The organism is Mycolicibacter arupensis, assembly GCF_002086515.1.
GTDB classification, from domain to species: domain Bacteria; phylum Actinomycetota; class Actinomycetes; order Mycobacteriales; family Mycobacteriaceae; genus Mycobacterium; species Mycobacterium arupense.
On the sequence record NZ_MVHH01000013.1, the window covers coordinates 32,938 to 57,560 of the forward strand.

The following is a 24,623-nucleotide window of genomic DNA, read 5'->3' on the forward strand; positions in this document are numbered from 1 at the left end:
TCAGCCCGCCTCCGCCTCGTTCGCTTCTTTGGCCGCGAGTTCTTTCTTCCACTGCCGGAAGGTCTCTTCGGTGCGCCCGCGCCGCCAGTATCCCGAGATCGATGCCCACTTGGCGTCGACGCCGCGCACCGTGCGGACGTAGGGCCGCAGATTGTGCATGACGGCCTGCGCCTCGCCGTGGATGAACACCTGAACCTGTCCCGGCGGCCAGGCGGCGGTGGTGACCGCTGTGACCAGCGGAGCGTTATCCCCGGCCCGCTCCTGGCCCACCAAGTCCGCACGCCCGCCACGATGCAGCCAGGTCACCTCTACACCCTCCGGGGCGGCCAGCGTTACCTCGTCCTCGGGCCCGGCGACTTCGATGAAGGCTTTCCCGACGGCGCCGGACGGCAACGCCTCCAGGGCGGCCGCGATCGCGGGCAACGCACTTTCGTCGCCGGCAAGAAGATGCCAATCGGCGGCGGGGTCGGGAGCGTAGGCACCGGCTGGGCCCATCACATAGGCGGGGTCGCCGGGCTCAGCGGTGCGTGCCCACGGCCCCACAACCCCGTGGTCACCATGCACGGAGACATCGATGGTGAGCTCCCGGGTGAGTGGATCAGCGCGCCGCACGGTCAGGGTGCGGACCACGGGTCGCTGCTCGTCCAGCAGGCCCGCGAAGCTGTCCAGCGTCAGCGGTTTGGGTAGTGCTGCGACATCCACGTCGTAGCGCACAAAGACCACCTTGACGTACGAATCCGCGAAATCGCTGGGTTGGAACGTGTCGAAACCGCTGCCACCCAGCACCACTCGAATGAGATGTTCGGAAAGGTGCTCGGTGCGGACAACCTCGAAGGTGTGAACCGGTCTTCCCGCCACGCTCTCTCCCGTCGTCGCACTGCCCCCGCCGACTATACGAGTTAGCGCTTCGGGCGGACTATCCCCCAGCTTCCGTCCCGCCGCGCAACCAGCCCAGCGACTTCGAGCATCGCCAGCGGCCCGAGCACCTGCGGCGGAGCCAGCCCGGCTGCCACCGAGATCTGATCGACGGTGAGTACACCGCGCCCAGGCAACGCCTCGTAGACCTGTCGTTCGGCGATGCTGAGCCCATCCAGCGGCGTGACCGGTCGTGGCGGTGCCGTCGCCAGCTCGCCGACCCGCCCCGCCAGCTCGACCACCTCGTCGACGCGGGTCACCAGCTCCGCACCCCCGCGCAGCAGCACGTGGCACCCGAGTGAGGCCGCACTCGTGACGGGACCCGGGACCGCGGCCACCGGCCGGCCCAGTCGCCGTGCCCAAGCAGCGGTGTTGGCCGCGCCACTGCGCAGTCCTGCTTCCACCACAACCGTCGCCCCCGCCAACACAGCCACCAGCCGGTTGCGCGTCAAGAATCGGTGCCGCGCCGGGCGAACACCGGGCGGATATTCGGTGACCAGCAGGCCGTGGTTGCCAATGCGGTGCAGCAGCGCGGAGTGGCCTGCCGGGTAGGTGATGTCGATTCCGCCGGCGAGCACGGCAACCGTTGTGCCCGTGGCGGCAAGGGCGGCTCGATGAGCCGCGCCATCGATCCCGTAAGCGCCACCGGACACCACTGCCACGTCGCGTTCGGCCAGGCCGCTGGCCAGATCCGCGGCCACCAGCTCGCCGTAGGCGGTAGCGGCGCGGGTACCGACAATCGCGGTGGCCCGTTCGGCGACCTCATCCAGACGCGCCGGCCCCAGCGCCCAGAGCGCAAGTGGAGGCCGGCAGTCCGGCCGCTCGGCGGCAGCGGCGCCGCCGAATGCGGCGAAGGCCAGCACGGGCCACTCCGCGTCGTCCGGCGTGATCAGCCGGGCTCCGCAGCGGGCGATCAGCTCCAGGTCGTCCGCGGCCACATCGATCGCTCGCCGGGCTTCGGTCTGCCGGGCCAGATCTGAGCCGACCGCACCGCGCCGAACCCGCTCCGCGGCTTCCACCGGCCCGACCCGCCCCACCAGAGCCGCGAGCTCGGTGTTCGGCGGCTCAGCGACCCGCGATAGGTAGGCCCAGGCCCGCATCGCGATGTCGGTGGCGCTCATCGGGCCGCACCGCCCTGGCGGAAACTCAGGGCCGTGGACACCTCGTCCAGCCCTGGCGAGGTCCTCCCCGCCAGATCACTCAGTGTCCAGGCGACCCGGAGGGTGCGGTTGGCGCCCCGAATGGACAGCAGTCCTCGGTCGAGCGCCGTGCGCAGTGGGGTCATCGCCGCGGAACCGAGCCGAAATCTGCGGCGCAGCAACGCTCCACTGACTTCTGCGTTGGTGTGGAAGCCGTGGGGTTCCCATCGGTGGGCCGCGGCGGCACGCGCGTTGGCGACCCGTGCCCGCACAGCGGCGGTGGGCTCTCCGTCCATGGCCGAGAACGCGCCCGCCCGCACCGGATGCATCTCCACCCGAAGGTCGACCCTGTCCAGCAGCGGCCCGGACAGCCTGCCGAGGTAACGCCGCTTCTGGATCGACTTACAGGTGCAGTCCCTGGGATCGGCGGGTGCGCAGGGACACGGGTTGGCCGCCATCACCAGCTGAAATCTGGCCGGGTAGCAGGCCACCCCGTCGCGACGGGCCAGCCGGATCTCACCGTCCTCCAGCGGTGTCCGTAGCGCCTCCAAAGCACTGACCCGGATCTCGGCGCACTCGTCAAGGAACAGCACGCCGCGGTGCGCGCGGCTCACGGCGCCGGGCCGCGCCATTCCGGAGCCCCCACCCACCAGCGCCGCCACACTCGAGCTGTGATGCGGCGCGATGAATGGTGGCCGGGTGATCAGCGGCGCGCTGCCCGACAGCAGCCCGGCCACCGAATGGATGGCGGTGACCTCAAGCGATTCGGCTTCGGTCAGGGGCGGCAGCAGCCCGGGAAGTCGTTGGGCCAGCATGGTTTTTCCTATACCAGGGGGCCCGGTCAACATCAGATGGTGCGAGCCGGCGGCGGCAACCTCGACGGCAAACCGAGCTTGGGCCTGACCGACCACATCGGCCAGGTCCGCACCGTGATCAGTCATCGGGGCCGCGGTGGTGATCCGACCCTGGAGACGGGCCGAGCCGGTCACCCAGCCGTGCAACTGACCCAACGTGGCCACGCCGTAGACCTCGATGCCGTCCACCAGGCTGGCCTCGGCGAGGTTGTCCACCGGCACCACCGCCACGCTCCAGCCCTCATTCTTGGCGGCCAGCACGGCGGGCAGCACCCCGTGCACAGGCCGCACCCGCCCGTCGAGGGCCAACTCCCCGAGCAGTACGGCCGTCGCCAAGCGCGGCCACGGCGCCTTGCGCTCCGCGGAGAGCACCGCGGCGGCCAACGCTATGTCGTACACCGAGCCGACCTTCGGCAGCGTTGCCGGGGACAGCGCCAGAGTCAGCCGGGCCGATGGCCACCGCTGACCACTGTTGGTGATCGCCGCCCGGACCCGGTCACGTGACTCGTGGAGTGCGGCATCAGGCAGCCCCACCAGGTGCACCCCCGGCAGGCCCGAGGAGATGTCGGCCTCGATCTCCACGATCAAGCCGTCGAGACCGCGCACTGCCACCGAGAACGCACGCCCCAGCGCCATTCAGCCCACCCCCTGCAGATGGGTGATCTCCGGGGTGCGGCTGCGCCCGATCCGCACCCCGATCACATCGAGCCGGATCTCGCCCCAGTGCGCCTGCTGGCCGACCAGCCACGCACCGGCCAGCCGGCGCAACCTGCGCACCTTCTCGGGCGGTACCGCATATGCCAGCCCGCCGAAACCGTCTCCGCTGCGGGTCTTTACCTCCACGAACACCACCGCGCGCGCGACGGGATCAGCGGCGATCACGTCCAGTTCGCCGTACCTACAGCGCCAGTTACGGGCCACAATGGCCCAGCCCTGCGCCATCAGATAGTCGACGGCCAGTTGTTCTCCGAGCGCTCCCAGCTCGGAGCGGGTCATGGTTGTCATGCCCGTCAGGCTCGGTGGTGACTCCGACATGGGCGAGTCACCCGAGACCGAAAACGAACTCCCAGAGTTCAGTTATCCCCAACGGCGACTTCGTCCACAGCCGCCAGGAACCGAAGAGATCAGCCGTGTGCGCCCGGCGCCCGAACGATCAACGGCACGCCGGGAAAGTAGGCCGCCATCTCGGCACGAGCGCGCCGCAAAGCCGCTGTGCCGTAACCCTTCTTGCGGTGCTCGGGATGAATCCAGATCCGCACGTTCACCTCACCGTGGTTGAGGTCGCCAAAGACCATGCCCACTTTGTGCGCGCCGTCGATGGCGACGAACACGGCTGCATCCTCGTCATCGACGCGCGCCAACGCCGCGCTGATCTCTTCGGCGAGGTCACCGGCGGGCCGGCCCGTGCCGTCGGCACTTGCCCCGACGTCGGTGGTCCGGTCCGCCAGAATGTCGCGGTCCTGCTCACCGGAGAACAGCCGCAGCGTCAACGACTCGCCGGAACTCGCCGGCCGGTCGCCGAGGGTGAAGGTGAGCTCGTTGTTGAGGTCGTCGAGCTCGTCTGCAATCCGACTCCGGGAGTCCTTGGTCAGCTGATCCAACGACATCCCGATCACCGCTTCGCAGCCCAGCGGCGAGACGCCCAGCAACTCGGCGATCGCATGCACGGCCGATGTGCGGTCGTCGGAATCGACGATAACGTCGAGCACCTCATGACGGCGTTCCATGGCCTTGAGCAGGGCATCGGTGATTTCACGGCGGGAGACGGCACGGTCGACAGCGGTCATGGGAGTCAGCCTAGACCGAAGCCGGCGGTTCAGCGAGGCTCGACGAAGGAGAGCCGACACTGGGACCGGCGGCGGCTACTCCGGCAGCCGCAGTTCGGGCTTCTCGACCTCTTCGATGTTGACGTCTTTGAACGTGACCACCCGCACCTGCTTGACGAACCGGGCCGGCCGGTACATGTCCCACACCCAGGCGTCAGCCAGCCGCAGCTCGAAATACACCTCACCGTCGGCGTTTCGGGGCACCATCTCGACACTGTTGGCCAGGTAGAAGCGCCGCTCGGTCTCCACGACGTAACTGAACTGCCCCACGATGTCCTTGTATTCGCGGTACAGCGAGAGTTCCATCTCGGTTTCGTACTTCTCGAGATCCTCGGCACTCATCGGCTCAGCCGTCCTTCTGCTCGGTTCGTCCCCATTGTCGTCGCACCCGCCATCGCCCGTGCGACGTTGCGCACGTTGATAAACGAGAATCGATGCTGGCTGCACGGCCCCAGCTCCGCCAATGCTGCGGTGTGCGCCGCGGTGGAGTAGCCCTTGTGGACCGCGAAGCCGTAGCCGGGGTGGTCGTCATCCAGGGTCGCCATGTAGCGGTCGCGGCTCACCTTCGCCAACACGCTCGCCGCGGCGATACAGGCGGCCGCCCCGTCACCGCCGATCACCGGAAGAGACGGCATCGGCAGACCTGGCACCCGGAAGCCGTCGGAGAGCACATAACCCGGCCGCAGTGGTAACCCGGCGACCGCACGCCGCATGCCCTCGATGTTGGCAGCGTGCACCCCGCGAACATCGACGTCGGCAGGAGAGATGAACACGACGTGGTAAGCCAGCGCGTACCTGCGGATCAGCGGGAACAGCTGCTCGCGGGCCTTCTCGGTGAGCTTCTTGGAGTCATCGAGGGCCGCCAGGGCGGCGGGTCTGCCCGGCCCGAGCACGCAGGCGGCCACCACCAGTGGGCCGGCGCAGGCGCCGCGGCCCACTTCGTCGACTCCGGCGACCGGACCCAGCCCGCTGCGGTAGAGCGCCGACTCAAGAGTGCGCAACCCCGGTGAGCGGCGGATCACCGTGCGCGGCGGCCAAGCCGGGGCCATCGCTAGGGGCCCTGCTGCGGGTTAGTCGCTTTCACCAGCCCCCAGCGCGACGGTGGCCAGGCGATGAACCTGGTCTTGCCGATCACGTTGGCCACCGGCACCGTGCCGGCGTCCAGATCGTCTCCGGTGCACAGGATCCGGTGCGCCAGGTCGGGCTGGACCTGCACCGAGTCGCAGTGCGCGCGCGAGTCCGAGGAATGGGTGCGGTTGTCACCCATCACCCACAACCGCCCCTCGGGCACGGTCACCGGACCGAACTCGTTGCCCAAGCAGGGGTAGACCATCGGGTCCACCATCAGCGTGGCCGGGTTCAGATACGGCTCGTGCAGGCGCTTGCCGTCAACCGTCAGACCGGTGTCGTTGCGGCACTGGACCGTCTGGCCGCCAACCGCGATCACCCGCTTGACCAGATCGTTCTCGTCGGGCGGCACGAAACCGATGAACGACAGCGCATTCTGCACCCAACGGATCGGCGTGTTGGTTGACCGGATCGACTTGTATCCCACGTTCCACGAAGGCGGGCCGCGGAAGACGACGACATCACCGGGCTGCGGGGTGGTGAACCGGTAGGTGACCTTGTCCACCATGATCCGGTCCCCGACGCACCCGTGGCACCCGTGCAGCGTCGGCTCCATCGACTCCGACGGGATCAGATAGGGACGCGCGACGAAGGTCAACATCAGGTAATACAGCACCAGCGCGATCGTGACCAGCACGACCGACTCGCGCAGCGTGCTGTGCTTACCGTCCTCAGTCGGCTCGGACGGCTCGGCCGTCTCGGGGGCACTCTCAGGCGATGAGCCCGTGGTCTCGGTCACGGGATCAGCGTAGTGACCGTGTCAGAGATACCCGAGACCGACCGGAGGCCCCGGCGGCCGTAGCCGCACCGGAGCCGGGCCGCCGTGGGCAAGCTCAGCGCTTTTCCTTGATCTTGGCCTTCTTGCCGCGCAGCTCACGCAGGTAGTACAGCTTGGCGCGCCGCACGTCACCGCGGACCAGGACGTCGATGTGGTCAACGTTGGGCGAGTGCACCGGGAAGGTCCGCTCCACGCCGACGCCGTAGCTCTCCTTGCGGACGGTGAACGTCTCGCGGACGCCGCTGCCCTGCCGGCGGATGACCACACCCTTGAACACCTGGATGCGCTCCTTGGAGCCCTCGATCACCTTCACGTGCACGTTGACCGTGTCGCCGGGGGCGAAGGCCGGGATGTCGTCGCGCAGCGACGCCTTGTCGACGATGTCCAGCGTGTTCATTGCGGAAACACTTCCTCGCGAGTCGCGGCTGCGGGCCGGCCGGACGCGGGAGACGCGTGCGGACGGTAACCGAGCCGATGGGTTCGGGCACGTTGTCGCGCTATGCGGTGACCGGGACGCCAGGCCCCCGCTGCAGACTCAACCGCCGGGCGACAACTGCTCAATTGTGCCAGACGCGGGGCAACCAGTGAAATCGCGCAAATCGCCGCTGGTCGTCCTGCGAGAGTCGGCCTCTCCGTGATAATTCTCAAAGGACCGAACTGCGCGATCTGAGCGCCCACGCGGTAACCTAACCCGCGGGCCGATGGCTGCAGTGTGGCGAGCCCGTAACCCCCCAGTTCGGTGCGATGACGCGACTGACAACCGTTGAGGAGGCCACCCGCCGTGCGGCCATCGATGCTTCTGCTGACCATCGTGATGGTGATATCCACCGTGGTGTTCGGCTGCGACGAGAAGGTCTATGGCGCCGACTCGGTGCGACCGATGCCCTACCACGCACCCGAGGTGGCGCCGGTGGCCACCACGATCGAAGCACCCCGGGCGCCGGCGATTCAGCCGGCCGCGGTGGTCGACGGGCTCGCGACGCGGATGCAGGAAGCGACCGAGGACGCCGCCAAGGTCGGTGCCAATATCTCGGTCGCCGTCCTCGACCGGATCTCGCACCAGCTGGTCACCAACGGCAATACCCGGCCGATCGCCACCGCCTCGGTGGCCAAGCTGTTCATCGCCGACGATCTGCTCTTGCGCCAGCCGGAGACCGGACTCTCCGCTGACGACAAGGCCGCCCTGGATTCCATGCTGCGTTCGTCCGACGACGGGGCCGCCGAGACGTTCTGGAACCAGAACGGGCGGAACGCGATCATCACCCGAGTGGCGTCCCGCTACGGCCTCGCCAACACCTCGCCGCCGTCGAACGGTGCCTGGTGGAACACGATCAGCACGACGCCGGACCTGGCGCGCTACTACGACATGCTGCTCAACGGCGCGGGCGGTCTGCCGCCGGCCCAGGCCGCCATGATCATGAACAACCTCGCCTTGTCGACCCCGAACGGTCTCGATGGCTACCCGCAACGGTTCGGACTCCCCGAGGGTCTCTATGACGAGCCGGTGGCGGTCAAACAGGGCTGGATGTGCTGCATCGGCAATAACTGGATGCACTTGTCCACCGGAGTGGTCGGGGCGGATCGTCGCTACATCGTGGTGATCGAGTCCCTACAGCCCAGTGACGACGCCACCGCGCGCGACACGATCACCGAGGCCGTCAAGACCATCTTCCCCGGCGGGCGAATCTAGTCCGCTCGTCGGTCGGCACACCGGACGTTGCCCAACGACGCCGAGTGTGCGCTTGTGTAGGCCAGCCGTCGGCCTTCCAGCGCTACTCCCCCAACAGATCCGGACGGCGTTCGCGGGTGCGCTCAACAGCGGCCCCGTGACGCCAGGCGTTGATGCGGGCGTGATCACCGGAGAGCAGCACCTCAGGCACGTCCAGACCGCGCCAGCTCGGGGGTCGGGTGTAGCTCGGCCCCTCCAGCAGCCCGTCACGGTCCGGGGAATGCGAATCGTCCCGCTGCGATGCCGGGTTGCCGAGCACGCCTGGCATGAGCCGCAGCACCGCCTCCAGCATCACCAACACGGCGGGCTCACCTCCGGCCAGCACATAGTCACCGATCGACACCTCTTCGACCCGCATGCGCCGGGCGGCGTCGTCGGCGACTCGCTGATCGATGCCCTCGTAGCGCCCGCAGGCGAACACCAGGTGTTCTTCTGAGCTCCAGCGCTGCGCGGTGGCCTGGTCGAACAGTGTGCCCGCCGGAGTGGGGACGACGAGAACAGTCTGCTCCGAACAGATTTCGTCCAGCGCTTCACCCCAGACCGGAGCCTTCATCACCATTCCGGGGCCGCCGCCGTAAGGCGAGTCGTCCACCGAGCGGTGCACATCGTGAGTCCAGCGCCGTAGGTCGTGGACCTGCAACTCGACCATCCCGGAGTCGATCGCCTTGCCGGGCAGCGATTGACGGATCGGGGCCAGATAGTCGGGGAAGATCGTGACGACATCGATTCTCATGCCGCGCTTTACCCGTCCAGCTCCAGCAGCCCGTCGGGCGGTTCGATCACCACGGCGTTGTCGGCGAGCGACACCGACGGCACGAAGGCGGCGATGAACGGCACCAACAGTTCCCGGCCATCGGTCCGCTTGATCGCGAGCAGCTCCCCGGCGGCGGTGTGCAGCACCTCGGTCACGGTGCCGATGTCCTCCCCCGCCACCGTGCGCACCTGTAGACCCTCGAGTTGGTGGTCGTAGTAGGTGTCCGGTTCGGTGATCGGCGGAAGGTCGGCGGAGTCGACGACGAAAATGCTGCCGCGCAACGCGTCAGCACCGTCGCGGTCGCCGACCCCGGCCAACCGCACCAACAGGCGCGCACCATGCGGGCGCGCCGCCTCGACGACGTAGTCGCGTTGCGGCGAACCGGATTTACGGGCGTGCAGTGTGGCACCCGGCGCGAACCGGAGTTCGGGATCGTCGGTACGGACATCGACGACGAGTTCGCCGCGGATGCCGTGCGCTTTGACTACACGCCCGACCGTCAGCTCCATGAGCCGGCCGGCTACCGGTCGGTGTCCACCACGTCCACGCGGATGCCGCGTCCACCGATACCGGCGACGAGGGTGCGCAACGCAGTGGCGGTGCGACCGCCGCGACCGATTACCTTGCCCAGGTCGTCGGGGTGCACGTGCACCTCGACCGTGCGGCCGCGGCGATTGGTCACCATGTCCACCCGTACGTCATCCGGGTTGTCGACAATGCCGCGCACCAAGTGCTCGACAGCGTCTGCCACCACGGCACTCATGGCCGCGGTCAGCTCTCGGTGGCCGGCTCGGCGGCCTCAGCAGCGGGTGCCTCGGCGGGAGCCTCAGCCTTCTCGTCAGCCTTCTCGTCAGCCTTGTCGGCCGCCTTCTTGGCCGGCGCCTTCTTCTTCTTCGCCGTGGTGGCCTCGGTGGTCGGACCACCCTCGGCCTCGGCCAGCGCGGCGTTGAACAGCTCCAGCTTGCTCGGCTTGGCCGGCTTGACCTTCAGGCGGCCTTCAGCGCCGGGCAGGCCCTTGAACTTCTGCCAGTCACCGGTGATCTTCAGCAGCTTGAGCACCGGCTCGGTGGGCTGGGCACCGACCGACAGCCAGTACTGGGCCCGCTCCGAGTCGATCTCGATCAGGCTGGGCTCTTCCTTGGGGTGGTAGCGGCCGATCACCTCGATGGAACGGCCGTCCCGGCGGCTGCGGGCGTCGGCGATCGCAATGCGGTACTGCGGATTGCGGATCTTGCCGAGGCGGGTGAGCTTGATCTTGACAGCCATGAATCACTCCTGGGGTAGCACGCTGCAATTCGGCGACCGGGGCGGATTTGCCCCCGTCCGGTTTTGCCTCGCGTGTTGCGCCACGACCGCGCAGCCTCCAAAGGGACCAGTCGCGCGGCGGACAGCCGCCCATTGTGCCAGAACCGGGCGGGTCAACAGAAATCGGCTCAGGGCAGCTTCTCGAAGCACTTGATCTCGCAGCGCCGGCTCATCCGCCAGCCCTGCGCGGTGCGGACGAACTCGTCGTCGTACCACAGGCCCAGCAGCATGGTCGCCGGCGTCTCACCGCCGAACACCATCGGGTTGAAGCAGAAAGTGCGCGCAGTGGCGGTGTCACCGTCCACCCGGATCGACGGCAGCCCCAACATGTGGGCGTATCCCGGGAAATTGGGCAGTACCTCGGCCAACCAGGCCTTGACCTCAGGGAAGCGGCCATCGATGCCTCCCATCGCGCGGTAGTCGATGTAGGCGTCGGCGGTGAAGACGGCATCCAGACCGTCGAAGTCGCCGGTGTCGATCGCGGTCGAGTAGTCGACCAGCAACTGCTGGATCTCCCAACGGTCCGAAATTTCTTGTTGGCTCAGCATTCCTCGATTCAACACCACGCCGGTAAGGTAAGCCGTCATGCGGAAAATCTTGGCCGCGATCGCGGCTGTGGCGACGGTATTCGCCGCTCCGGCCCTGACCGCCCATGCCGATGCCGCACAGCCCGTCGGCTCGGCTCCAATCCCGGTGGGCCCTGCACCGAACTGGCTCATCGCCGACCTCGACTCCGGTCAGATCCTCGCCGAGCAGAACGGCTACGCCGTCACACCGCCGGCCAGCACGATCAAGGTGTTGCTGGCATTGGTGGCACTCGAGGAACTCGACCTCGATGCCACCGTGGTCGCCACCCCGGCCGACACAGCGGTGGAGTGCAACTGCGTGGGGATCAAGCCCGGGCAGACCTACACAACGCGCCAGCTGCTCGAAGGCCTGTTGCTGGTGTCGGGAAACGACGCGGCCAATGCGCTTGCCGACATGCTCGGCGGACCTGCAGTAGCGGTGGCGAAGATGACCACTAAGGCCGCTGACCTCGGCGCAACAGCCACCCACGCCAGCACACCGTCCGGGCTGGACGGGCCGAACGGCCCCGGCGCCAGCACGCCACACGATCTGGCCGTGATCTTCCGGGCGGCCATGGCCAATCCGGTCTTCGCCGAGATCACCGCACAACCGTCGGCGAGCTTCCCGACCGATTCCGGCGGGCGTCCGATCGCGAACATGAACGAGTTGCTGGTCCGCTACCCGGGTGCGTTCGGCGGCAAGACCGGCTTCACCGACGCCGCCCGCAAGACCTATGTCGGCGGAGCTGCGCGCAACGGTAGGCGACTGGTGGTGGCGATGATGTACGGGCTCATCCGCGAGGGCGGGCCGAACTACTGGGATCAGGCAAGCGCCCTACTGGACTGGGGCTTCGCCCAGTCGCCGATGTCGGACGTCGGCCGCCTGTAGGCCGAGCATCACCGAACGTGTACTCAGCACGAAAAATCGCCGGAAGTACCGCGCTGTGTGCACGTTCGGCGCTGGTTCCCCTTAGTACACCCGCCCGCGCAGCATCACCAGGTCGGGACGCCCAAGCACCGCTGCACCGCTTCGCGGGTCGTCGGCGAAACACACCAGGTCGGCCGGGGCGCCGTGCTCCAGCGCGGGTGCACCCAACCACCGTCGGGCATCCCAGCAGGCGGCACCCAGCGCTTCGGTAGCACTCAAGCCCACCCCGGTCAGGGCCGCGACCTCGTCGGCGATCCGGCCGTGTGCCACCATTCCGCCCGCGTCGGTGCCGGCATAGATCGGCACTCCGGCCTCCCGAGCAGCACCGATCCGTGCTCGGCAGCCGGCGTGCAGTGCCCGCATGTGGGCGGCATAGGTCGGGTACTTGGCGGCCGAGTCGGCGATGCCGGGGAAATTGTCGATATTGATCAGGGTCGGCACCAGCGCGGTTCCGCGCTCCACCATCAACGCGACGATGTCGTCGGTGATGCCGGTGCCGTGCTCGATGCAGTCGATACCGGCGTTGATCAGTCCGGGCAGGGCTTCCTCACCGAACACGTGCGCAGTCACCCTGGCCCCATGGGCATGCGCGGCATCGATGGCCGCTTTCAGGACGTCATCGGACCACAACGGCGCCAGGTCGCCGACGCTGCGATCGATCCAGTCCCCCACCAGCTTGACCCAGCCGTCGCCGCGAACCGCCTGTTGCGCAACGACTTCGGGAAGCGACGCCTCGTCATCGACATTGACCGGCAACCCGGGGATGTAGCGCTTGGTCCGAGCCAGATGCTGCCCGGCGCGGACGATACGGGGCAGCTCGACGCAGTCGTCGAACTCTCGGGTGTCCACGGGCGACCCCGCGTCGCGGATCAGCAGCACCCCGGCACGGCGTTCGGTCTCGGCCTGGCGCATCGCCTCGTCGATGGACACCGGACCGCCCGGCCCGATCCCGACGTGACAATGCGCGTCCACCAGGCCCGGCAGTATCCAACCGCCGGAAAACACGGTCTCGGCGCCGTCGACGGGCTCGACACTGAGGGTGCCGTCGACGATCCAGTACTGCACCGGTTCTTCGTCGGGCAGCGTGCGGCCTTGTAGATGAAGAGGGCCGTGCAGCGCCAAAACTACTTCTGCCCCGGGAAATTCAGCTTGGACAGGTCGAAGTCGGCCAGCCCCGGCGGCAGTTCGTCGAGACCCTCGGGCATCTGCGACAGATCGGGGAATCCAGCCGGCATCCCGGGACCGAACAGTCCCCGCACCTTGGGCGGCGTCGGTCCGCGATTCTTGCCCTTCTTACCCGCTTTGCCCTTCGCCTTACGGGTGGCACTCTTGCGGCCCAGTCCCGGCAGACCCAGGCCGCCCATCATCGACGACATCATCTTGCGGGCTTCGAAGAACCGATCGACGAGCTGATTGACCTCCGAAACGCTGACGCCCGAACCGTTGGCGATGCGCAGCCGCCGGGAGGCGTTGATGATCTTCGGGTCGGCGCGCTCCGCCGGGGTCATACCGCGAATGATGGCCTGGAGGCGATCCAGCTGACTGTCGTCGACGGCGGCCAGCGCGTCCTTCATCTGACCGGCACCGGGCAACATCCCCAACAGGTTGCCGATCGGGCCCATCTTGCGGATCGCCAGCATCTGCTCGAGGAAGTCCTCCAAGGTGAGCTCGCCGGAGCCGATCTTGGCCGCCGCTTCCTCGGCTTTGCGGGCGTCGAAGACCTGCTCAGCCTGCTCGATAAGGCTGAGCACGTCGCCCATACCCAGGATGCGGCTGGCCATCCGGTCGGGGTGAAAGACATCGAAGTCTTCCAACTTCTCACCGGTGGACGCGAACAGGATCGGTGCGCCAGTGACCTCCCGCACCGACAGTGCCGCGCCGCCGCGGGCGTCACCGTCAAGCTTGGTCAGCACCACCCCGGTGAAGCCGACACCCTCGCGGAACGCATCGGCGGTGGTGACCGCGTCCTGCCCGATCATGGCGTCCAGGACGAACAGCACCTCATCGGGCTGGACTGCGTCGCGGATGGCGGCGGCCTGGGCCATCATCTCCTCGTCGATGCCCAGCCGCCCGGCGGTGTCAACGACGACGACGTCGAAGTGCTTGGCCTTGGCCTCGGCCAGACCGGCTGCGGCCACGGCGACCGGGTCGCCGGGGACGTCGGTATCGCCGGCGACGGAGGTGCCCGGATGTGGCGCGAAGACAGCCACCCCGGCGCGCTCACCGACGACCTGGAGCTGATTGACCGCGCCCGGACGCTGCAGGTCACAGGCCACCAGGAGCGGGGTGTGCCCCTGACCTCGCAACCAGGTGGCCAGTTTTCCGGCCAGCGTGGTCTTTCCCGCGCCCTGCAGACCGGCGAGCATGATGACCGTCGGCGGGGTCTTGGCGAACACCAGCTGACGGGTCTGCCCACCAAGAATGCCGACGAGTTCCTCGTTGACGATCTTGACAACCTGCTGCGCCGGGTTGAGCGCCCCGGAGACCTCCGCACCCTTGGCGCGATCCTTGATCCGCCCGATGAACGCGCGCACCACCGGTAGCGACACATCGGCTTCCAGCAGCGCCAGCCGGATCTCCCGGGCGGTGGCGTCGATGTCGGCGTCGGAGAGACGACCCTTACTGCGCAGCCCCTGCAGGGCTCCGGTCAACCGGTCGGAGAGGGATTCAAACACGTCGCCAGCCTATATGCGGCCACCTGCGCCACGGGAAGGCCGACGCGCCACGGCACCGCGGCGGGCTCGCAGCGCCCCTCCCACGGCCGCCAATTGTAACGGCGACGTTAGATCCATTGCACAGTTAATACAGCAATTCCCGTCCGTTAATCGGCTGTTTCATAGACGTCACAGTTAATGCATGTCCGTTAAGGATTCACACCCAACCGCTAAGTAATTGTTACCGATCCCGATGGTGGCTCATATCTCTGCCAAGCTTTGCCCATCGAAGCCAGCACGCCGGGTAACCACAGACGGGACCGGCAACTTGCGAGGAGGACGCATGTCATTTGTTAAAGCTCTCCCCGAAGCCATGACGCACGCAGCAGGGCAATTGGCAGGTATCGGTGAAGCGCTGGCTACTGAGAATGGTGCCGCAGCGATCCCGACCACTGTTATCGCCCCAGCCGGATTGGACCCGGTGTCGGCACTGCAGGCCGGGGTCTTCACGACTTACGGGACGCTTTACCAGTCGATCAGCGAGCAGGCCGCAGCCGTGCACCAGCAGCTGGTCCAGGTGCTCGGGCTTAACGCCGGCGCTTACAACACTGCCGAGGCCACCAACCAGGCCACCGCGCAGGCCGACTCGGTCATGGACTGGATCTTGCACACCTTGATCGGTGTTCCGACCGATGGCAGCAGCTCCATCCTGTCGAGCAACCTGGCCAACATCGAGAACATCGGTGCCGGCAACTGGGCCTCGGCAGGTTCGGCAATCCTGGGTCTGGCCGGTGGTGGTCTGCTCGACTTCCCGGAGGAGATCGCCGCCGAAGGCGCCGCGGGCCTCATCGGCTACGAAGCACCCGTGTATACGCCGATGGGCGCAATGCCCGTGGCGGCCGGCATGGCACAGGCCACCACAGTCGGCTCCCTGTCTGCGCCGCCCGCCTGGGCCGCCGAGACGGCAGCGGCTTCGGCAGCCTCCACCGCTGCCGGGCCCGGCCGTTTGGCTGCGGCAGCAGCGGCGAGCAGCGTGGTTGCCCCGCACGGCATGTCTGGCATGCCCGCCATGGGGGCCGTGCCGGCAGCCATGGCCGCCGCCGGAGCCGGCCACGCGGCCGGGAGGTTCGGCGCCCCGCGCTACGGCGTCAAGCACACCGTCATGCCCAAGCCCAAGGCCGTTTAGCAAACCTGCCCCACCGACGAGAATGGGATTACGTATATGTCTTTTGATTTCGGAGCGTTGCCCCCGGAGGTCGTCTCGACCTGGATGTACACCGGAGCCGGTTCTGCGCCCATGATGTCGGCCGCTGGGGCGTGGAGCGGCCTGGCCGCTGAGCTGGAGTCCGCGGCGGCATCGGCCCAGTTGGTGATCGCCGAGCTGGTCGGCGCGGACTGGACCGGCCCTGCGTCAGCAGCGATGGTCAGCGCCGTCGAGCCCTATCTGACCTGGTTGCAGACCACTGCGGCGGCCGCCTTCCAGGCCAGCTCGCAGGCAATGGCCTCAGCTGGGGCGTTCGAAGCCGCCCGAGCTGTCGTCGTGCCTCCGCCGGTGATCGCCGCGAACCGGGCACAGCTTGCCGCCCTCGTCGCGACGAATTTCCTGGGCATCAACACCCCGGCCATTCTGGCTACCGAAGCCCAGTATCTGGAGATGTGGGCGCAGGACACCATGGCCATGCTGGGCTACACCACCGCATCGTCCAGCGCCGCGACGCTCACCCCGGTGGCCCCGGCACCCCAGACCAGCAACCTGGCCGGCGCCGCGCTCGCCACCGCCGGCTCGGCCAGCGGCGGGGTCCAGCAGGAGCTGACTCACACTCTCGGCTCGCTGCAGGGTGCGCTGTCGGGGCTCTCCTCGCCGTTCGCCGGGGCGGCCGACGCGACGGGCGGCCTGCTGAATGCGGCCGACCTGTTCATGGGCACGCCACTGTTCGCCAATATCATCAACAGCGGTGTGAACACCGCCGCCTGGTTCGTCTGCACCGCCATCCCGACGGCGGTATCCCTGGGCCACACCCTGGCCCTGGTCCCCGCGGCGGCCCTGGCATCCGACGTCACCGGCGCCGACGGCCTCGCGGCCGGCCTGGGTTCGGGCGTCCTGGCAGGTATGACGCAACCGGTAGGCGCCATGGCCTCCGCCGGGACACCGGTACTGGCCGGACTCGGTCAGTCGGCCACCATGGGTGGCATGTCGGTACCGGCCGGCTGGTCGTCTGCGGCGGGCGCCCAGCTCGCAGCGTCGACCGGGTCTGGCTGGACGGTGGCCGCGGAAGAGACCGCGGGCATGGGTGCCGCGCCGGCCGCCGGAATGGCGCCGGTGGGAGCGGGAGCAGGACGCTCCGGCGGCGCCGGCGGCCCCCGCTACGGCTTCCGTCCTACGGTGATGCCGAAGCAGATCGTGGTGTAACTAGCCTCTCGGTGCGCCCTCCTGAGGGTCGCCGGCGATGACGGGAGCCCCGTCGAGCCGGACCTCAGGGGGGCGTACTGCATTTCTGCGACGGTCGCCGGGGCACGTGCGGCCACGAATGCATCCGCAGTTCAGGCCGATGATGCAGGCCTCAGGTTTGACGGATGTTACCCCCGGCGCTTGCGCTACCCCGCCGATGGGGGCAGGCGCCGCCGCCGCGATGCCGGCCATATCGGCGCCGGTGAGCTGAACGGTCAGGGCCACCCCTGCCGTACCCAACAACGCGGCCGTCATCCTGCGGAAGTGTGTCATCGCCATCGCCATCCCTACGTTTCGTCATGTTTCGTCATGTTTCGGCTGTGTTTCCCCCTCCTCACACAACGTACGTCGGCTTCCTGACTTCAACCTGACTCTTTGCAGGTGAACGCCCAAGGCCACGAAGGGCCTGGGAGACCATGGAACAAAGAGCTCACCGCCACCACTCGGCGCCGCGGGGCCCGTCCGTCGTCGGCTTCGGGCTTCCTTCAGCCGCCGGCGGCCGCATCCCCTACCCGGCGGCCGCTCATCGGCGCGCTGGAAAGCCCTCGCGAAATAGCGAGAGGATATTTCACATACCCAACAATTACCGCGGCAATTCCATTTGCCGCGATATACACACTTCGTATGACAACTCGGGCAAAAGGAGAGTCAGTCATGATTGCGGAGCGGCGTGCCTCAGGACGCGGGTTGTCGCAGCGTGCGCGCGCCACCACAGCGAAAATCCACAGGAAAGCGCCGATAGCACAGCAGCACCCGAAAGCGCGACTACCTCAGCGGCGGGGAAGCAGGGGAAATCCAGGGGGGGCTTACGCCCGCGCGGCTGGCATCCTGCGATACGGCAAGTTGTTGAGTGCGGCGTCGACGCATTGGCTGATCCGATGAGCCGCATCGACGAGCTTGTCTGCTAGGTCGTACCTGTCGCCCAGCCCCAATGCACCGCTGATCTCGTCGGTGTATTGGGCCGACAGTACGTCGTGACTGCGACCGCAGGCCCGGTGAAGTTCGGTACGAACATCCAGCACGGTGCGATACGCGCTACGCAGCGAGGTCCTGCGATCGTTCAATCGCCGCACATTCGGCCGGCCGGCGGCATCTGCGACCGCAAGCGCATCCAGCAGCTGCACATCGCGCAGCCCGCCACGGCCGCACTTCAGGTCGGGCTCAGCACTGGAGGCAATCTCCCCGCTGCGCTGCCATCGGGAGTGCGTGACGTCGAGAAGTTCTTCGTAGCGGGAACCGATGCCGCTACGCCACTGCGCCTGGACGCCGGCGATGAGCCGCGCCGAAAGCTGCTCATCGCCGGCGATGTGACGCGCGTCCAGCATGGCCAGGCCCGCGAGAATATCGGAGCCCGCGACCTCGAGCGCCTGCGGAATGGTCCGCACGCTGTGATCGAGGCGAACATTGGCGTCCCACAACGGATACCACAGTGCTTCCGCCATTCCACCGACTGCTCCTGCAGGCATGTCATCATGCAGGAGAAGCAGATCCAGGTCCGAGTGCGGTAGCAACTCGCGGCGGCCGAGCGATCCGGTGGCGACGACAGCGAAACCGCTGCCGGCCACAACCCCGATCTCTCTCGCCTTGGTGACCAGCCATGATTCGTGCACCTGCCGCAACGCGGTCCGCAGTTCGCCGGAGTCCCACTGGGTTGCCGTAGCGCACCGCAATGATGCGCGTACGGCAGCCAGGTCGGGTGTGGAGCAACTGCGTTGGCGCTGCCGGGGGCTCATGACTGGCACCGTGGCGTTCATGGTCGGCTAGATCGATTCGGATCGCCGTGCGGGCTCACACCGCATCGGCTCCGCGTTCGCCGGTGCGGACTCGGACCACTGAATCCACCGGACTGACCCAGACCTTGCCGTCGCCGATCTTGCCGGTCCGTGCTCCCCGCACGATGACATCGACGATCTTGTCCACCGCGAAGTCGTCGACCAAGACCTCGATCCGGACCTTGGGGACGAAGTCGATCGAGTACTCAGCACCTCGATAGACCTCGGTGTGGCCCTTCTGCCGGCCGTAGCCTTGGACATCACTGACCGTCATCCCCATCACGCCGGCTTCTTCCAGCCCAGTCTTGATGTCCTCCAACGTGAACGGCTTGACGATCGCGGTGATCAACTTCATGTTCTCTCCTCTCTTCACCCGAGTAAGCAACAACCGCACTGCCGGTGCCCGCGAAGTCGTATCCGCTTTGGATGTGCTCGGCCTCGTCGATGCCCGAAGCTTCATCCTCGGCGTCTACCCGCAGACCCATGGTGTATTTGAGGATCAGCGCAATAATCGCCGTTCCCACGGCCGAGTACACCAAGACGCTCGTCGCACCGATGGTCTGACGCCACAGCTGATCGAAACCGCCGCCGTAGAACAGACCGGGCGAGACATCGGACTCTCCGTAGATGGCGGCAGTGGTCGGGGCTGCGACCAAGCCGATCAGCAGGGTTCCGACAAGACCGCCCACCAGGTGCACCCCGACGACATCGAGCGAGTCGTCAAACCCGAACCGGTACTTCAGACCCACTGCCAGTGCGCAGGCGACACCTGCGACAGCACCCACAACCAGCGCGCCGACGACGTCGACCGACGCGCACGACGGGGTGATGGCCACCAGTCCGGCCACGATCCCCGAGGCCGCACCCAAGAGCGTGGCGTGGCCGTCTCGGATCCGCTCGGCGAGCAACCAGCCCAACATCGCGGCAGCCGTGGCTACCGTCGTGGTCACGAAGGTCGAACCGGCAACACCGTTCGCGCTGCCCGCCGACCCGGCGTTGAATCCGTACCAGCCGAACCACAGCAGGCCGGCGCCGAGCATGACCAACGGAAGATTGTGCGGGCGTATCGGAAGGGTCGGCCAGCCTTGGCGTTTGCCGACGATGATCGCCAGCACCAGTGCTGCGACACCCGCGTTGATATGGACCGCGGTACCGCCTGCGAAGTCGATCGCGTGGAGCTTGTTCGCAATCCAACCGCCGTGCTCGGCAGTGCCGTCGTCGAAGGCGAAGACCCAGTGCGCCACCGGGAAATAGATGACGCTGACCCACAGCGCGGAGAACAGCAGCCAACTGCCGAATTTCATCCGGTCTGCCACCGCTCCGGAGATCAATGCGACCGTGATGATCGCGAACATCATCTGGAAGGCCACAAATACCGTTGCGGGGATCGATCCGATCAACGGAATCTCCACCGCAGGGGCACCGCTGGCCGGATCGGCGGCGACCGCGTCGATCCCGATCAGACCTTTCAGGCCCCAGTAGTCACTTACATTTCCAGCGAAATTGCCTACATCATCACCAAAGGCGAGTGAAAAGCCGTAGAGCACCCACAGGATGGTTACCACACCCATAGCACTGATGCTCATCATGATCATGTTGAGGACACTCTTGACTCTGACCATGCCGCCATAGAAGAACGCCAAACCGGGCGTCATCAAAAGCACCAAGGCGGCGCTGATCAGCATCCAAGCAGTGTCACCGGTGTCAGGCACTCCCATCGTCGGGAACTGATCCATGCACCAAACCTCCTCTGCCGCGACCGGTTGCCATATGAACCAGGCTGGTCATAACAATGCGCAACAGTTGTTTCGGCTCGAACGCCGCTCCGTTGCGGATGTGTGACCACCTGCTCACAGCAACCGATCCGCCGGGCAAGAAGGAAGCCTTCCGATGCACCGCTACCAGGCAGGGTCAGGCGGGCGGTTGGGGCATTCCCCCGGCACCCCCGGCTCCGCCGGTGCCGCTGACGTTGGGCGCACCGGGCTGGCCCGGAGTGCCTGGCGTACCTCCGGTGGCACCGCCGTCGCCACCGTCGCCACCGTCGCCACCGGCACCGACAGACCCATTGCCGCCGGTACCACCGTTACCGCCGCGTCCGCCCGCACTGCCGATTCGGCCAGGAGCGGCACCACCGTTGCCGCCATCGCCGCCGTCCGCCCCGAATCGGCCACTGCCTCCGGCACCACCGACTCCCCCGGCACCGCCGTTTCCGCCGCGGATTCCGCTGCCGCCGGCACCACCGGAGCCGCCGTTGCCCCCGTGCCCACCGGTGCCGAACGGGTTGTTCAGGCCGGCGCCGCCCGCGCCACCGGCGCCGCCGTCACCGTCATCGCCGGCCTGCCCTGCCGCGCCGAGCCATCCCACGCCGACTCCGGCCGCGCCAGCCTGCCCGCCGTCTCCGCCGTCTCCACCGTTGCCGCCCAGCGGCTGACTCGCCGTTCCGGCGGCCCCTGCCGCGCCTGCCCCACCCAGACCGCCGGCCCCGCCGTTGCCACTGAAGCCCAGGAGCCACCCAGCGTTGCCGCCGACCCCGCCGTTGCCGCCGTCACCGCCGTGCAACGCCGTCACATAGGGACCGTTGACCCCGGCCCAGCCGGAGCCACCGCGGCCACCGGTGCCGCCGAAACCCCACCAGGCCACCGCGTCACCGCCGGAGCCGCCGGCACCCCCGTCGTGCGCCACCAGCGACGCCCCGTCGAAGGTGTCATAGAAGCCGGTACCCCCTTGACCACCGATCCCGCCGTCGCCGAACCACAGGCCACCGTTGCCGCCCTGGCCACCCGCACCGGCCTCGATCACCACACCGCCAGCACCGACGTACGCCGCCGCGCCCTGACCACCCGCGCCGCCGTTGCCGAACAGTCCGGCATCGCCGCCATCACCGCCGACACCGCCGTTGACCCCGGCCACACCGACTGCACCATTGCCGCCGTCGCCGAACAGGAATCCACCGTCTCCGAGGTTGCCGAAACCCAGCCAACCGAACAACGAGATGTTGGGGCCGTTGAAGCCATCGATTCCATCGCCGATCAGGTACCTGCCGAACGTCAACACGAAGGGTGTGTTGATCAGATCGATCACCAGCTGGTTGCCGGCGGAATGCAGGAAGTCCTCCAACGATTCGTGAAGGGGGAGATAGAAACTGTCTTGGTAAAGCTGCGCCCAGTCGGCCGGATTCATGGCATCGAAGCTCGCCATGCCTACGGTATCGGGATCGAAGTTCGCGATGCCGAGGTCACCGAGTTCGACACCGTTCGGAGTGAGATCGGCGGGGTCGAACCACGTTGCGGGATCGAGGAAGTCGAAATCCGCCCGCGCCGTCGGCACGGTCACCGCTGGCGCCAGGGCCAGTGCCAACGCCGCCGATGCACCGCCGACCGCCCAGCCCATCCGGCCGGTCGAGCGACGACCACGGTTCCCGGCGAAGCGGTGAGGACGACGTTTCATGCAAGAGACCTTTCTACGACTGATCCGTACTGACCGGCCGGACCCGACCTAGGCGGACGCGATCGCGTCGAGCCCGAGAAGTTCGCCGATCCACGACAGGCCACCGGGGCCGTCCAACACAGACCCGAGGGAGTTCCAGAACTCCGAAGATTCGCCGGGCACCGTTGCCACCGCCGAGCCACCGAACAGCCCACCGAAGAACGGGGTGGGGTCCTGGATGTCGAGCAGAACACGCTGAGCCGCATTCCACAACGTCGCGAAGGGCTCCTGCTCCATAAACGATCCGGTCAGGTAGTTGGCCGGGTCCTGCAGCGCGCGGAATGCATTCTGGACGCCTTGCGACCAGGCCTGCGACAGGGCTTCGTTGAGCTCCTCCATGCTGATGTGGCTGGGCAACAGCTCGAAACTGAAAGAGGAGAGCTGGTTGGCGGGGCCCTGGTTCCACCCTTCGGTAAGGCTGCCGTAGCCAAGGTTGACCAGGATGCGCATGCTCGGCTCCAGCAACTCGGCTAGGGGGGTGCCCCAGACCGGGGTGAGCTTCAGCAAGTCGGTCAGCGGCAGCGACTCATTGGGAATGATGTAGTAGTTCGTCAGGCTGTCGCCGGTGGTCTCCAGCTGAATCGCATTGGCGATATCGTCGGCGCTGAGCCCGAAATACCCGATGTGGGTCGAGAACATCCCCACGATGGCGTTGAGATCGGCCAGTAGGTTCAGCGGATACCGCGGAAAGTCGGCATAGCCGTCGTATTCCAACGTGTAAACGTCGGTGGTGAAGTAGTCCGGGGTCGGATGCCCCAGCGTCATCCCGTTCCAGAATGTGAGGTCGCCGCCCCAGAAGTTCAGCAGTTGGAGCAGGCCGCCGTTCGGGTTCGCCGAATTACCCACCAGCACGAAATGAACGTCTTCGGCGGCGACGCCCTCGTGGCGGAGCTGCTCCATGGTCATCGACGACATCGCCGAACTCTGCGAGTAGCCGAAGACATAGACCGGGTTGTCGGCGTCGGCTCCGCTCCCGGCGAGCTGCTGCTTGATGGCATCGGCAAGAATCTGCGCGCCCTGAACCATCGAGAGATTGCCCGGGAAGGACAGCTGGGGCGTGAACAGTGACTCGGCGGTTCCGGTGAAGCCGTGCGGTTGGAGGTACAGCAGGTCGGCGGCGTTGACGTAGCCGGCCGACGGCAACGGAATACCACTGCCGCCCATCACGAACGCCACCTCGCCTGCGGCCAGCTGCACGTCCGCAGCGGCCGCGCGCGGCGACGTCGCTGAGATCGAGGCGAACCCAACCATGGCGGCCGCGACAAGAATTCCGACGAGACCGAGAACCGCGCGCCCACGACGGGGAGAACGCCCCCCCGGTGGGCCGGTCATCGCGACGACACCAGCCATGGATACCCCTTGAAATGCCCTTCAGCGCACCGCTGAACGCGGTGGCACACCCGAAATTAGATCACCCGCAACAGTTTTAGTCATTAGTTCACAGGAAAGCCCCAACCCAGATTGACATAACTTCCTTTATTGCGTCGCGGCAATGATTCGGGCTTTCTTGGCCGAAACAGGAGGCGGACCACCGCCCAAGTAAGGTGCCTGACGTGGATATTAACGGAGCAAGCGCGATCGTCACCGGTGGCGCATCAGGAATCGGCGCGGCCACTGCCCGCCAGTTGGCCGACCGGGGCGCACGGGTCGTCGTCGCCGACCTACAGGCGGACAAGGGCGAGGAACTGGCCCACGAGATCGGCGGCGTGTTCGTGTCCGTCGACGTGACCAGCACCGAGCAGATCGTCGACGCGGTCAACACCGCGACGGACCTCGGCCCGTTGCGGGCACTGGTGAACTCGGCCGGTATCGGCTGGGCTCAGCGCACCATCGGCAAGGACGGCGAGTTCGAGTCGGCGCACAACCTGGACCTGTACAAGAAGGTGCTCGCGATCAACCTGGTCGGCACCTTTGACTGCATCCGGATCGCGGCCACCGCGATGAGCCGCAACGAGCTGACCGACACCGGCGAGCGGGGCGCGATCGTCAACATGACCAGCGTGGCCGCTTTCGACGGTCAGATCGGCCAGGCCGCCTACTCATCGTCCAAGGGCGGCGTCGTGGGCCTGACCCTGCCGGTCGCCCGGGACCTGTCGGCGGCGGGGATCCGCGTCAACACCGTGGCTCCCGGCCTGATCGACACCCCGATCTACGGCGAGGGCCCGGACTCCGAGGCGTTCAAGGCCAAGCTCGGGCAGTCCGTGTTGTTCCCGCACCGTCTCGGCAAGCCCGAAGAGCTGGCATCGATGGTGGTGGAGCTGCTCACCAACTCCTACATGAATGCCGAAGTCGTCCGCGTGGACGGCGGCATCCGGATGCCCCCGAAGTAGTCTTCGCTAC

Annotated in this window: 26 protein-coding genes; 5 read left to right on the forward strand and 21 right to left on the reverse strand. The window is 67.2% G+C overall.

Going from position 1 to position 24,623, the window contains the following annotated elements; all coding sequences use genetic code 11:
• The 9 genes from BST15_RS08755 to rplS form a co-directional block, all read right to left on the reverse strand.
• The gene (locus BST15_RS08755; protein ID WP_046188536.1) at nucleotides 1-858 is read right to left on the reverse strand and encodes a siderophore-interacting protein; all 858 of its coding nucleotides are present in this window, start codon (nucleotides 856-858) and stop codon (nucleotides 1-3) included.
• A 41-nt stretch (nucleotides 859-899) separates the two neighbouring features.
• Complete coding sequence (gene dprA, locus BST15_RS08760) at nucleotides 900-2,036, reverse strand: DNA-processing protein DprA (protein ID WP_046686376.1); 1,137 nt, start codon at nucleotides 2,034-2,036, stop codon at nucleotides 900-902.
• The gene (locus BST15_RS08765; RefSeq protein ID WP_046188538.1) at nucleotides 2,033-3,544 is read right to left on the reverse strand and encodes a YifB family Mg chelatase-like AAA ATPase; all 1,512 of its coding nucleotides are present in this window, start codon (nucleotides 3,542-3,544) and stop codon (nucleotides 2,033-2,035) included. Before BST15_RS08765 ends, dprA begins: the two co-directional genes overlap by 4 nt.
• The gene (locus BST15_RS08770; RefSeq protein ID WP_083070899.1) at nucleotides 3,545-3,913 is read right to left on the reverse strand and encodes a YraN family protein; all 369 of its coding nucleotides are present in this window, start codon (nucleotides 3,911-3,913) and stop codon (nucleotides 3,545-3,547) included.
• Between the two features lie 119 nt (nucleotides 3,914-4,032).
• The gene (locus BST15_RS08775; protein ID WP_046188540.1) at nucleotides 4,033-4,695 is read right to left on the reverse strand and encodes a GNAT family N-acetyltransferase; all 663 of its coding nucleotides are present in this window, start codon (nucleotides 4,693-4,695) and stop codon (nucleotides 4,033-4,035) included.
• A 75-nt stretch (nucleotides 4,696-4,770) separates the two neighbouring features.
• Nucleotides 4,771-5,076, reverse strand: coding sequence for a DUF2469 domain-containing protein (locus BST15_RS08780; RefSeq protein WP_012393608.1), 306 nt, complete (start codon nucleotides 5,074-5,076; stop codon nucleotides 4,771-4,773).
• A complete protein-coding gene (locus tag BST15_RS08785; protein ID WP_046188541.1) occupies nucleotides 5,073-5,783 on the reverse strand; it encodes a ribonuclease HII in 711 nt (236 codons plus the stop codon). The genes BST15_RS08780 and BST15_RS08785 overlap by 4 nt, the downstream gene beginning before the upstream one ends.
• 2 nt (nucleotides 5,784-5,785) lie before the next feature.
• Nucleotides 5,786-6,601, reverse strand: coding sequence for a signal peptidase I (lepB, locus tag BST15_RS08790; protein ID WP_046188542.1), 816 nt, complete (start codon nucleotides 6,599-6,601; stop codon nucleotides 5,786-5,788).
• Nucleotides 6,602-6,695: 94 nt separating this feature from the next.
• Nucleotides 6,696-7,037 carry a 50S ribosomal protein L19 gene (gene rplS / locus BST15_RS08795; protein ID WP_046188543.1) on the reverse strand — a complete coding sequence of 114 codons (342 nt, stop codon included), beginning with the start codon at nucleotides 7,035-7,037 and terminating at the stop codon, nucleotides 6,696-6,698.
• A 396-nt stretch (nucleotides 7,038-7,433) separates the two neighbouring features.
• Here rplS and BST15_RS08800 point away from each other — a divergent pair, with 396 nt between their 5' ends.
• The gene (locus tag BST15_RS08800; protein ID WP_046188544.1) at nucleotides 7,434-8,330 is read left to right on the forward strand and encodes a serine hydrolase; all 897 of its coding nucleotides are present in this window, start codon (nucleotides 7,434-7,436) and stop codon (nucleotides 8,328-8,330) included.
• An 82-nt stretch (nucleotides 8,331-8,412) separates the two neighbouring features.
• Here the strand turns inward: BST15_RS08800 and trmD are convergent, their stop codons facing one another.
• From trmD to BST15_RS08825, 5 genes are all read right to left on the reverse strand, one after another.
• The gene (trmD, locus tag BST15_RS08805) at nucleotides 8,413-9,102 is read right to left on the reverse strand and encodes a tRNA (guanosine(37)-N1)-methyltransferase TrmD (RefSeq protein WP_046188545.1); all 690 of its coding nucleotides are present in this window, start codon (nucleotides 9,100-9,102) and stop codon (nucleotides 8,413-8,415) included.
• A gap of 8 nt (nucleotides 9,103-9,110) precedes the next feature.
• Entirely contained in the window at nucleotides 9,111-9,632 is a 522-nt protein-coding gene (gene rimM, locus BST15_RS08810; protein WP_046188546.1) for a ribosome maturation factor RimM, read from the reverse strand.
• An 11-nt stretch (nucleotides 9,633-9,643) separates the two neighbouring features.
• The gene (locus tag BST15_RS08815; protein WP_019736217.1) at nucleotides 9,644-9,886 is read right to left on the reverse strand and encodes an RNA-binding protein; all 243 of its coding nucleotides are present in this window, start codon (nucleotides 9,884-9,886) and stop codon (nucleotides 9,644-9,646) included.
• A gap of 8 nt (nucleotides 9,887-9,894) precedes the next feature.
• Nucleotides 9,895-10,389: a 30S ribosomal protein S16 gene (gene rpsP, locus BST15_RS08820; protein ID WP_046188547.1), complete on the reverse strand. Its 495-nt coding sequence runs from the start codon at nucleotides 10,387-10,389 to the stop codon at nucleotides 9,895-9,897.
• A 167-nt stretch (nucleotides 10,390-10,556) separates the two neighbouring features.
• Complete coding sequence (locus BST15_RS08825; protein WP_046188548.1) at nucleotides 10,557-10,976, reverse strand: nuclear transport factor 2 family protein; 420 nt, start codon at nucleotides 10,974-10,976, stop codon at nucleotides 10,557-10,559.
• A gap of 37 nt (nucleotides 10,977-11,013) precedes the next feature.
• On the opposite strand from BST15_RS08825, the gene BST15_RS08830 reads away from it, so the two are divergent.
• On the forward strand, nucleotides 11,014-11,883 hold the full coding sequence (locus BST15_RS08830; protein ID WP_046188549.1) for a D-alanyl-D-alanine carboxypeptidase family protein: 870 nt from the start codon (nucleotides 11,014-11,016) through the stop codon (nucleotides 11,881-11,883).
• An 81-nt stretch (nucleotides 11,884-11,964) separates the two neighbouring features.
• On the opposite strand, the gene BST15_RS08835 is transcribed toward BST15_RS08830, so the two are convergent.
• Both BST15_RS08835 and ffh read right to left on the reverse strand, forming a co-directional pair.
• On the reverse strand, nucleotides 11,965-13,044 hold the full coding sequence (locus BST15_RS08835; protein ID WP_411431638.1) for a metal-dependent hydrolase family protein: 1,080 nt from the start codon (nucleotides 13,042-13,044) through the stop codon (nucleotides 11,965-11,967).
• Between the two features lie 2 nt (nucleotides 13,045-13,046).
• On the reverse strand, nucleotides 13,047-14,597 hold the full coding sequence (gene ffh / locus BST15_RS08840) for a signal recognition particle protein (RefSeq protein WP_046188550.1): 1,551 nt from the start codon (nucleotides 14,595-14,597) through the stop codon (nucleotides 13,047-13,049).
• 322 nt (nucleotides 14,598-14,919) lie between these two features.
• Here ffh and BST15_RS08845 point away from each other — a divergent pair, with 322 nt between their 5' ends.
• The gene (locus BST15_RS08845; RefSeq protein ID WP_083070900.1) at nucleotides 14,920-15,762 is read left to right on the forward strand and encodes a PE family protein; all 843 of its coding nucleotides are present in this window, start codon (nucleotides 14,920-14,922) and stop codon (nucleotides 15,760-15,762) included.
• 36 nt (nucleotides 15,763-15,798) lie between these two features.
• A complete protein-coding gene (locus BST15_RS08850) occupies nucleotides 15,799-16,986 on the forward strand; it encodes a PPE family protein (RefSeq protein ID WP_046191362.1) in 1,188 nt (395 codons plus the stop codon).
• Between the two features lie 845 nt (nucleotides 16,987-17,831).
• On the opposite strand, the gene BST15_RS08860 is transcribed toward BST15_RS08850, so the two are convergent.
• The 5 genes from BST15_RS08860 to BST15_RS08880 form a co-directional block, all read right to left on the reverse strand.
• On the reverse strand, nucleotides 17,832-18,590 hold the full coding sequence (locus BST15_RS08860; RefSeq protein WP_308214612.1) for a [protein-PII] uridylyltransferase family protein: 759 nt from the start codon (nucleotides 18,588-18,590) through the stop codon (nucleotides 17,832-17,834).
• A gap of 223 nt (nucleotides 18,591-18,813) precedes the next feature.
• Entirely contained in the window at nucleotides 18,814-19,152 is a 339-nt protein-coding gene (locus BST15_RS08865) for a P-II family nitrogen regulator (protein WP_046191364.1), read from the reverse strand.
• Complete coding sequence (locus BST15_RS08870) at nucleotides 19,058-20,533, reverse strand: ammonium transporter (RefSeq protein ID WP_083070901.1); 1,476 nt, start codon at nucleotides 20,531-20,533, stop codon at nucleotides 19,058-19,060. The genes BST15_RS08865 and BST15_RS08870 overlap by 95 nt, the downstream gene beginning before the upstream one ends.
• A 175-nt stretch (nucleotides 20,534-20,708) precedes the next feature.
• Nucleotides 20,709-22,244: a hypothetical protein gene (locus BST15_RS23035; RefSeq protein WP_131701191.1), complete on the reverse strand. Its 1,536-nt coding sequence runs from the start codon at nucleotides 22,242-22,244 to the stop codon at nucleotides 20,709-20,711.
• A 48-nt stretch (nucleotides 22,245-22,292) separates the two neighbouring features.
• Entirely contained in the window at nucleotides 22,293-23,633 is a 1,341-nt protein-coding gene (locus BST15_RS08880; RefSeq protein WP_234708272.1) for a PE-PPE domain-containing protein, read from the reverse strand.
• Between the two features lie 203 nt (nucleotides 23,634-23,836).
• Between BST15_RS08880 and BST15_RS08885 the strand changes: the two genes are divergently transcribed.
• Nucleotides 23,837-24,613, forward strand: a complete 777-nt coding sequence (locus tag BST15_RS08885) for an SDR family oxidoreductase (RefSeq protein WP_046191208.1) — start codon at nucleotides 23,837-23,839, stop codon at nucleotides 24,611-24,613.
• The last annotated feature ends 10 nt before the right edge of the window (nucleotides 24,614-24,623 follow it).

Bases quoted from the DNA above. Each gene is read 5' to 3' on its own strand.
- dprA (WP_046686376.1), bottom strand. From the start codon at position 2,036: ATGAGCGCCACCGACATCGCGATGCGGGCCTGGGCCTACCTATCGCGG.
- BST15_RS08765 (WP_046188538.1), bottom strand. From the start codon at position 3,544: ATGGCGCTGGGGCGTGCGTTCTCGGTGGCAGTGCGCGGTCTCGACGGC.
- BST15_RS08770 (WP_083070899.1), bottom strand. From the start codon at position 3,913: ATGACAACCATGACCCGCTCCGAGCTGGGAGCGCTCGGAGAACAACTG.
- BST15_RS08775 (WP_046188540.1), bottom strand. From the start codon at position 4,695: ATGACCGCTGTCGACCGTGCCGTCTCCCGCCGTGAAATCACCGATGCC.
- BST15_RS08780 (WP_012393608.1), bottom strand. From the start codon at position 5,076: ATGAGTGCCGAGGATCTCGAGAAGTACGAAACCGAGATGGAACTCTCG.
- BST15_RS08785 (WP_046188541.1), bottom strand. From the start codon at position 5,783: ATGGCCCCGGCTTGGCCGCCGCGCACGGTGATCCGCCGCTCACCGGGG.
- rplS (WP_046188543.1), bottom strand. From the start codon at position 7,037: ATGAACACGCTGGACATCGTCGACAAGGCGTCGCTGCGCGACGACATC.
- BST15_RS08800 (WP_046188544.1), top strand. From the start codon at position 7,434: ATGCTTCTGCTGACCATCGTGATGGTGATATCCACCGTGGTGTTCGGC.
- trmD (WP_046188545.1), bottom strand. From the start codon at position 9,102: ATGAGAATCGATGTCGTCACGATCTTCCCCGACTATCTGGCCCCGATC.
- rimM (WP_046188546.1), bottom strand. From the start codon at position 9,632: ATGGAGCTGACGGTCGGGCGTGTAGTCAAAGCGCACGGCATCCGCGGC.
- BST15_RS08815 (WP_019736217.1), bottom strand. From the start codon at position 9,886: ATGAGTGCCGTGGTGGCAGACGCTGTCGAGCACTTGGTGCGCGGCATT.
- rpsP (WP_046188547.1), bottom strand. From the start codon at position 10,389: ATGGCTGTCAAGATCAAGCTCACCCGCCTCGGCAAGATCCGCAATCCG.
- BST15_RS08825 (WP_046188548.1), bottom strand. From the start codon at position 10,976: ATGCTGAGCCAACAAGAAATTTCGGACCGTTGGGAGATCCAGCAGTTG.
- BST15_RS08830 (WP_046188549.1), top strand. From the start codon at position 11,014: ATGCGGAAAATCTTGGCCGCGATCGCGGCTGTGGCGACGGTATTCGCC.
- BST15_RS08845 (WP_083070900.1), top strand. From the start codon at position 14,920: ATGTCATTTGTTAAAGCTCTCCCCGAAGCCATGACGCACGCAGCAGGG.
- BST15_RS08850 (WP_046191362.1), top strand. From the start codon at position 15,799: ATGTCTTTTGATTTCGGAGCGTTGCCCCCGGAGGTCGTCTCGACCTGG.
- BST15_RS08865 (WP_046191364.1), bottom strand. From the start codon at position 19,152: ATGAAGTTGATCACCGCGATCGTCAAGCCGTTCACGTTGGAGGACATC.
- BST15_RS08870 (WP_083070901.1), bottom strand. From the start codon at position 20,533: ATGGATCAGTTCCCGACGATGGGAGTGCCTGACACCGGTGACACTGCT.
- BST15_RS23035 (WP_131701191.1), bottom strand. From the start codon at position 22,244: ATGAAACGTCGTCCTCACCGCTTCGCCGGGAACCGTGGTCGTCGCTCG.
- BST15_RS08880 (WP_234708272.1), bottom strand. From the start codon at position 23,633: ATGGCTGGTGTCGTCGCGATGACCGGCCCACCGGGGGGGCGTTCTCCC.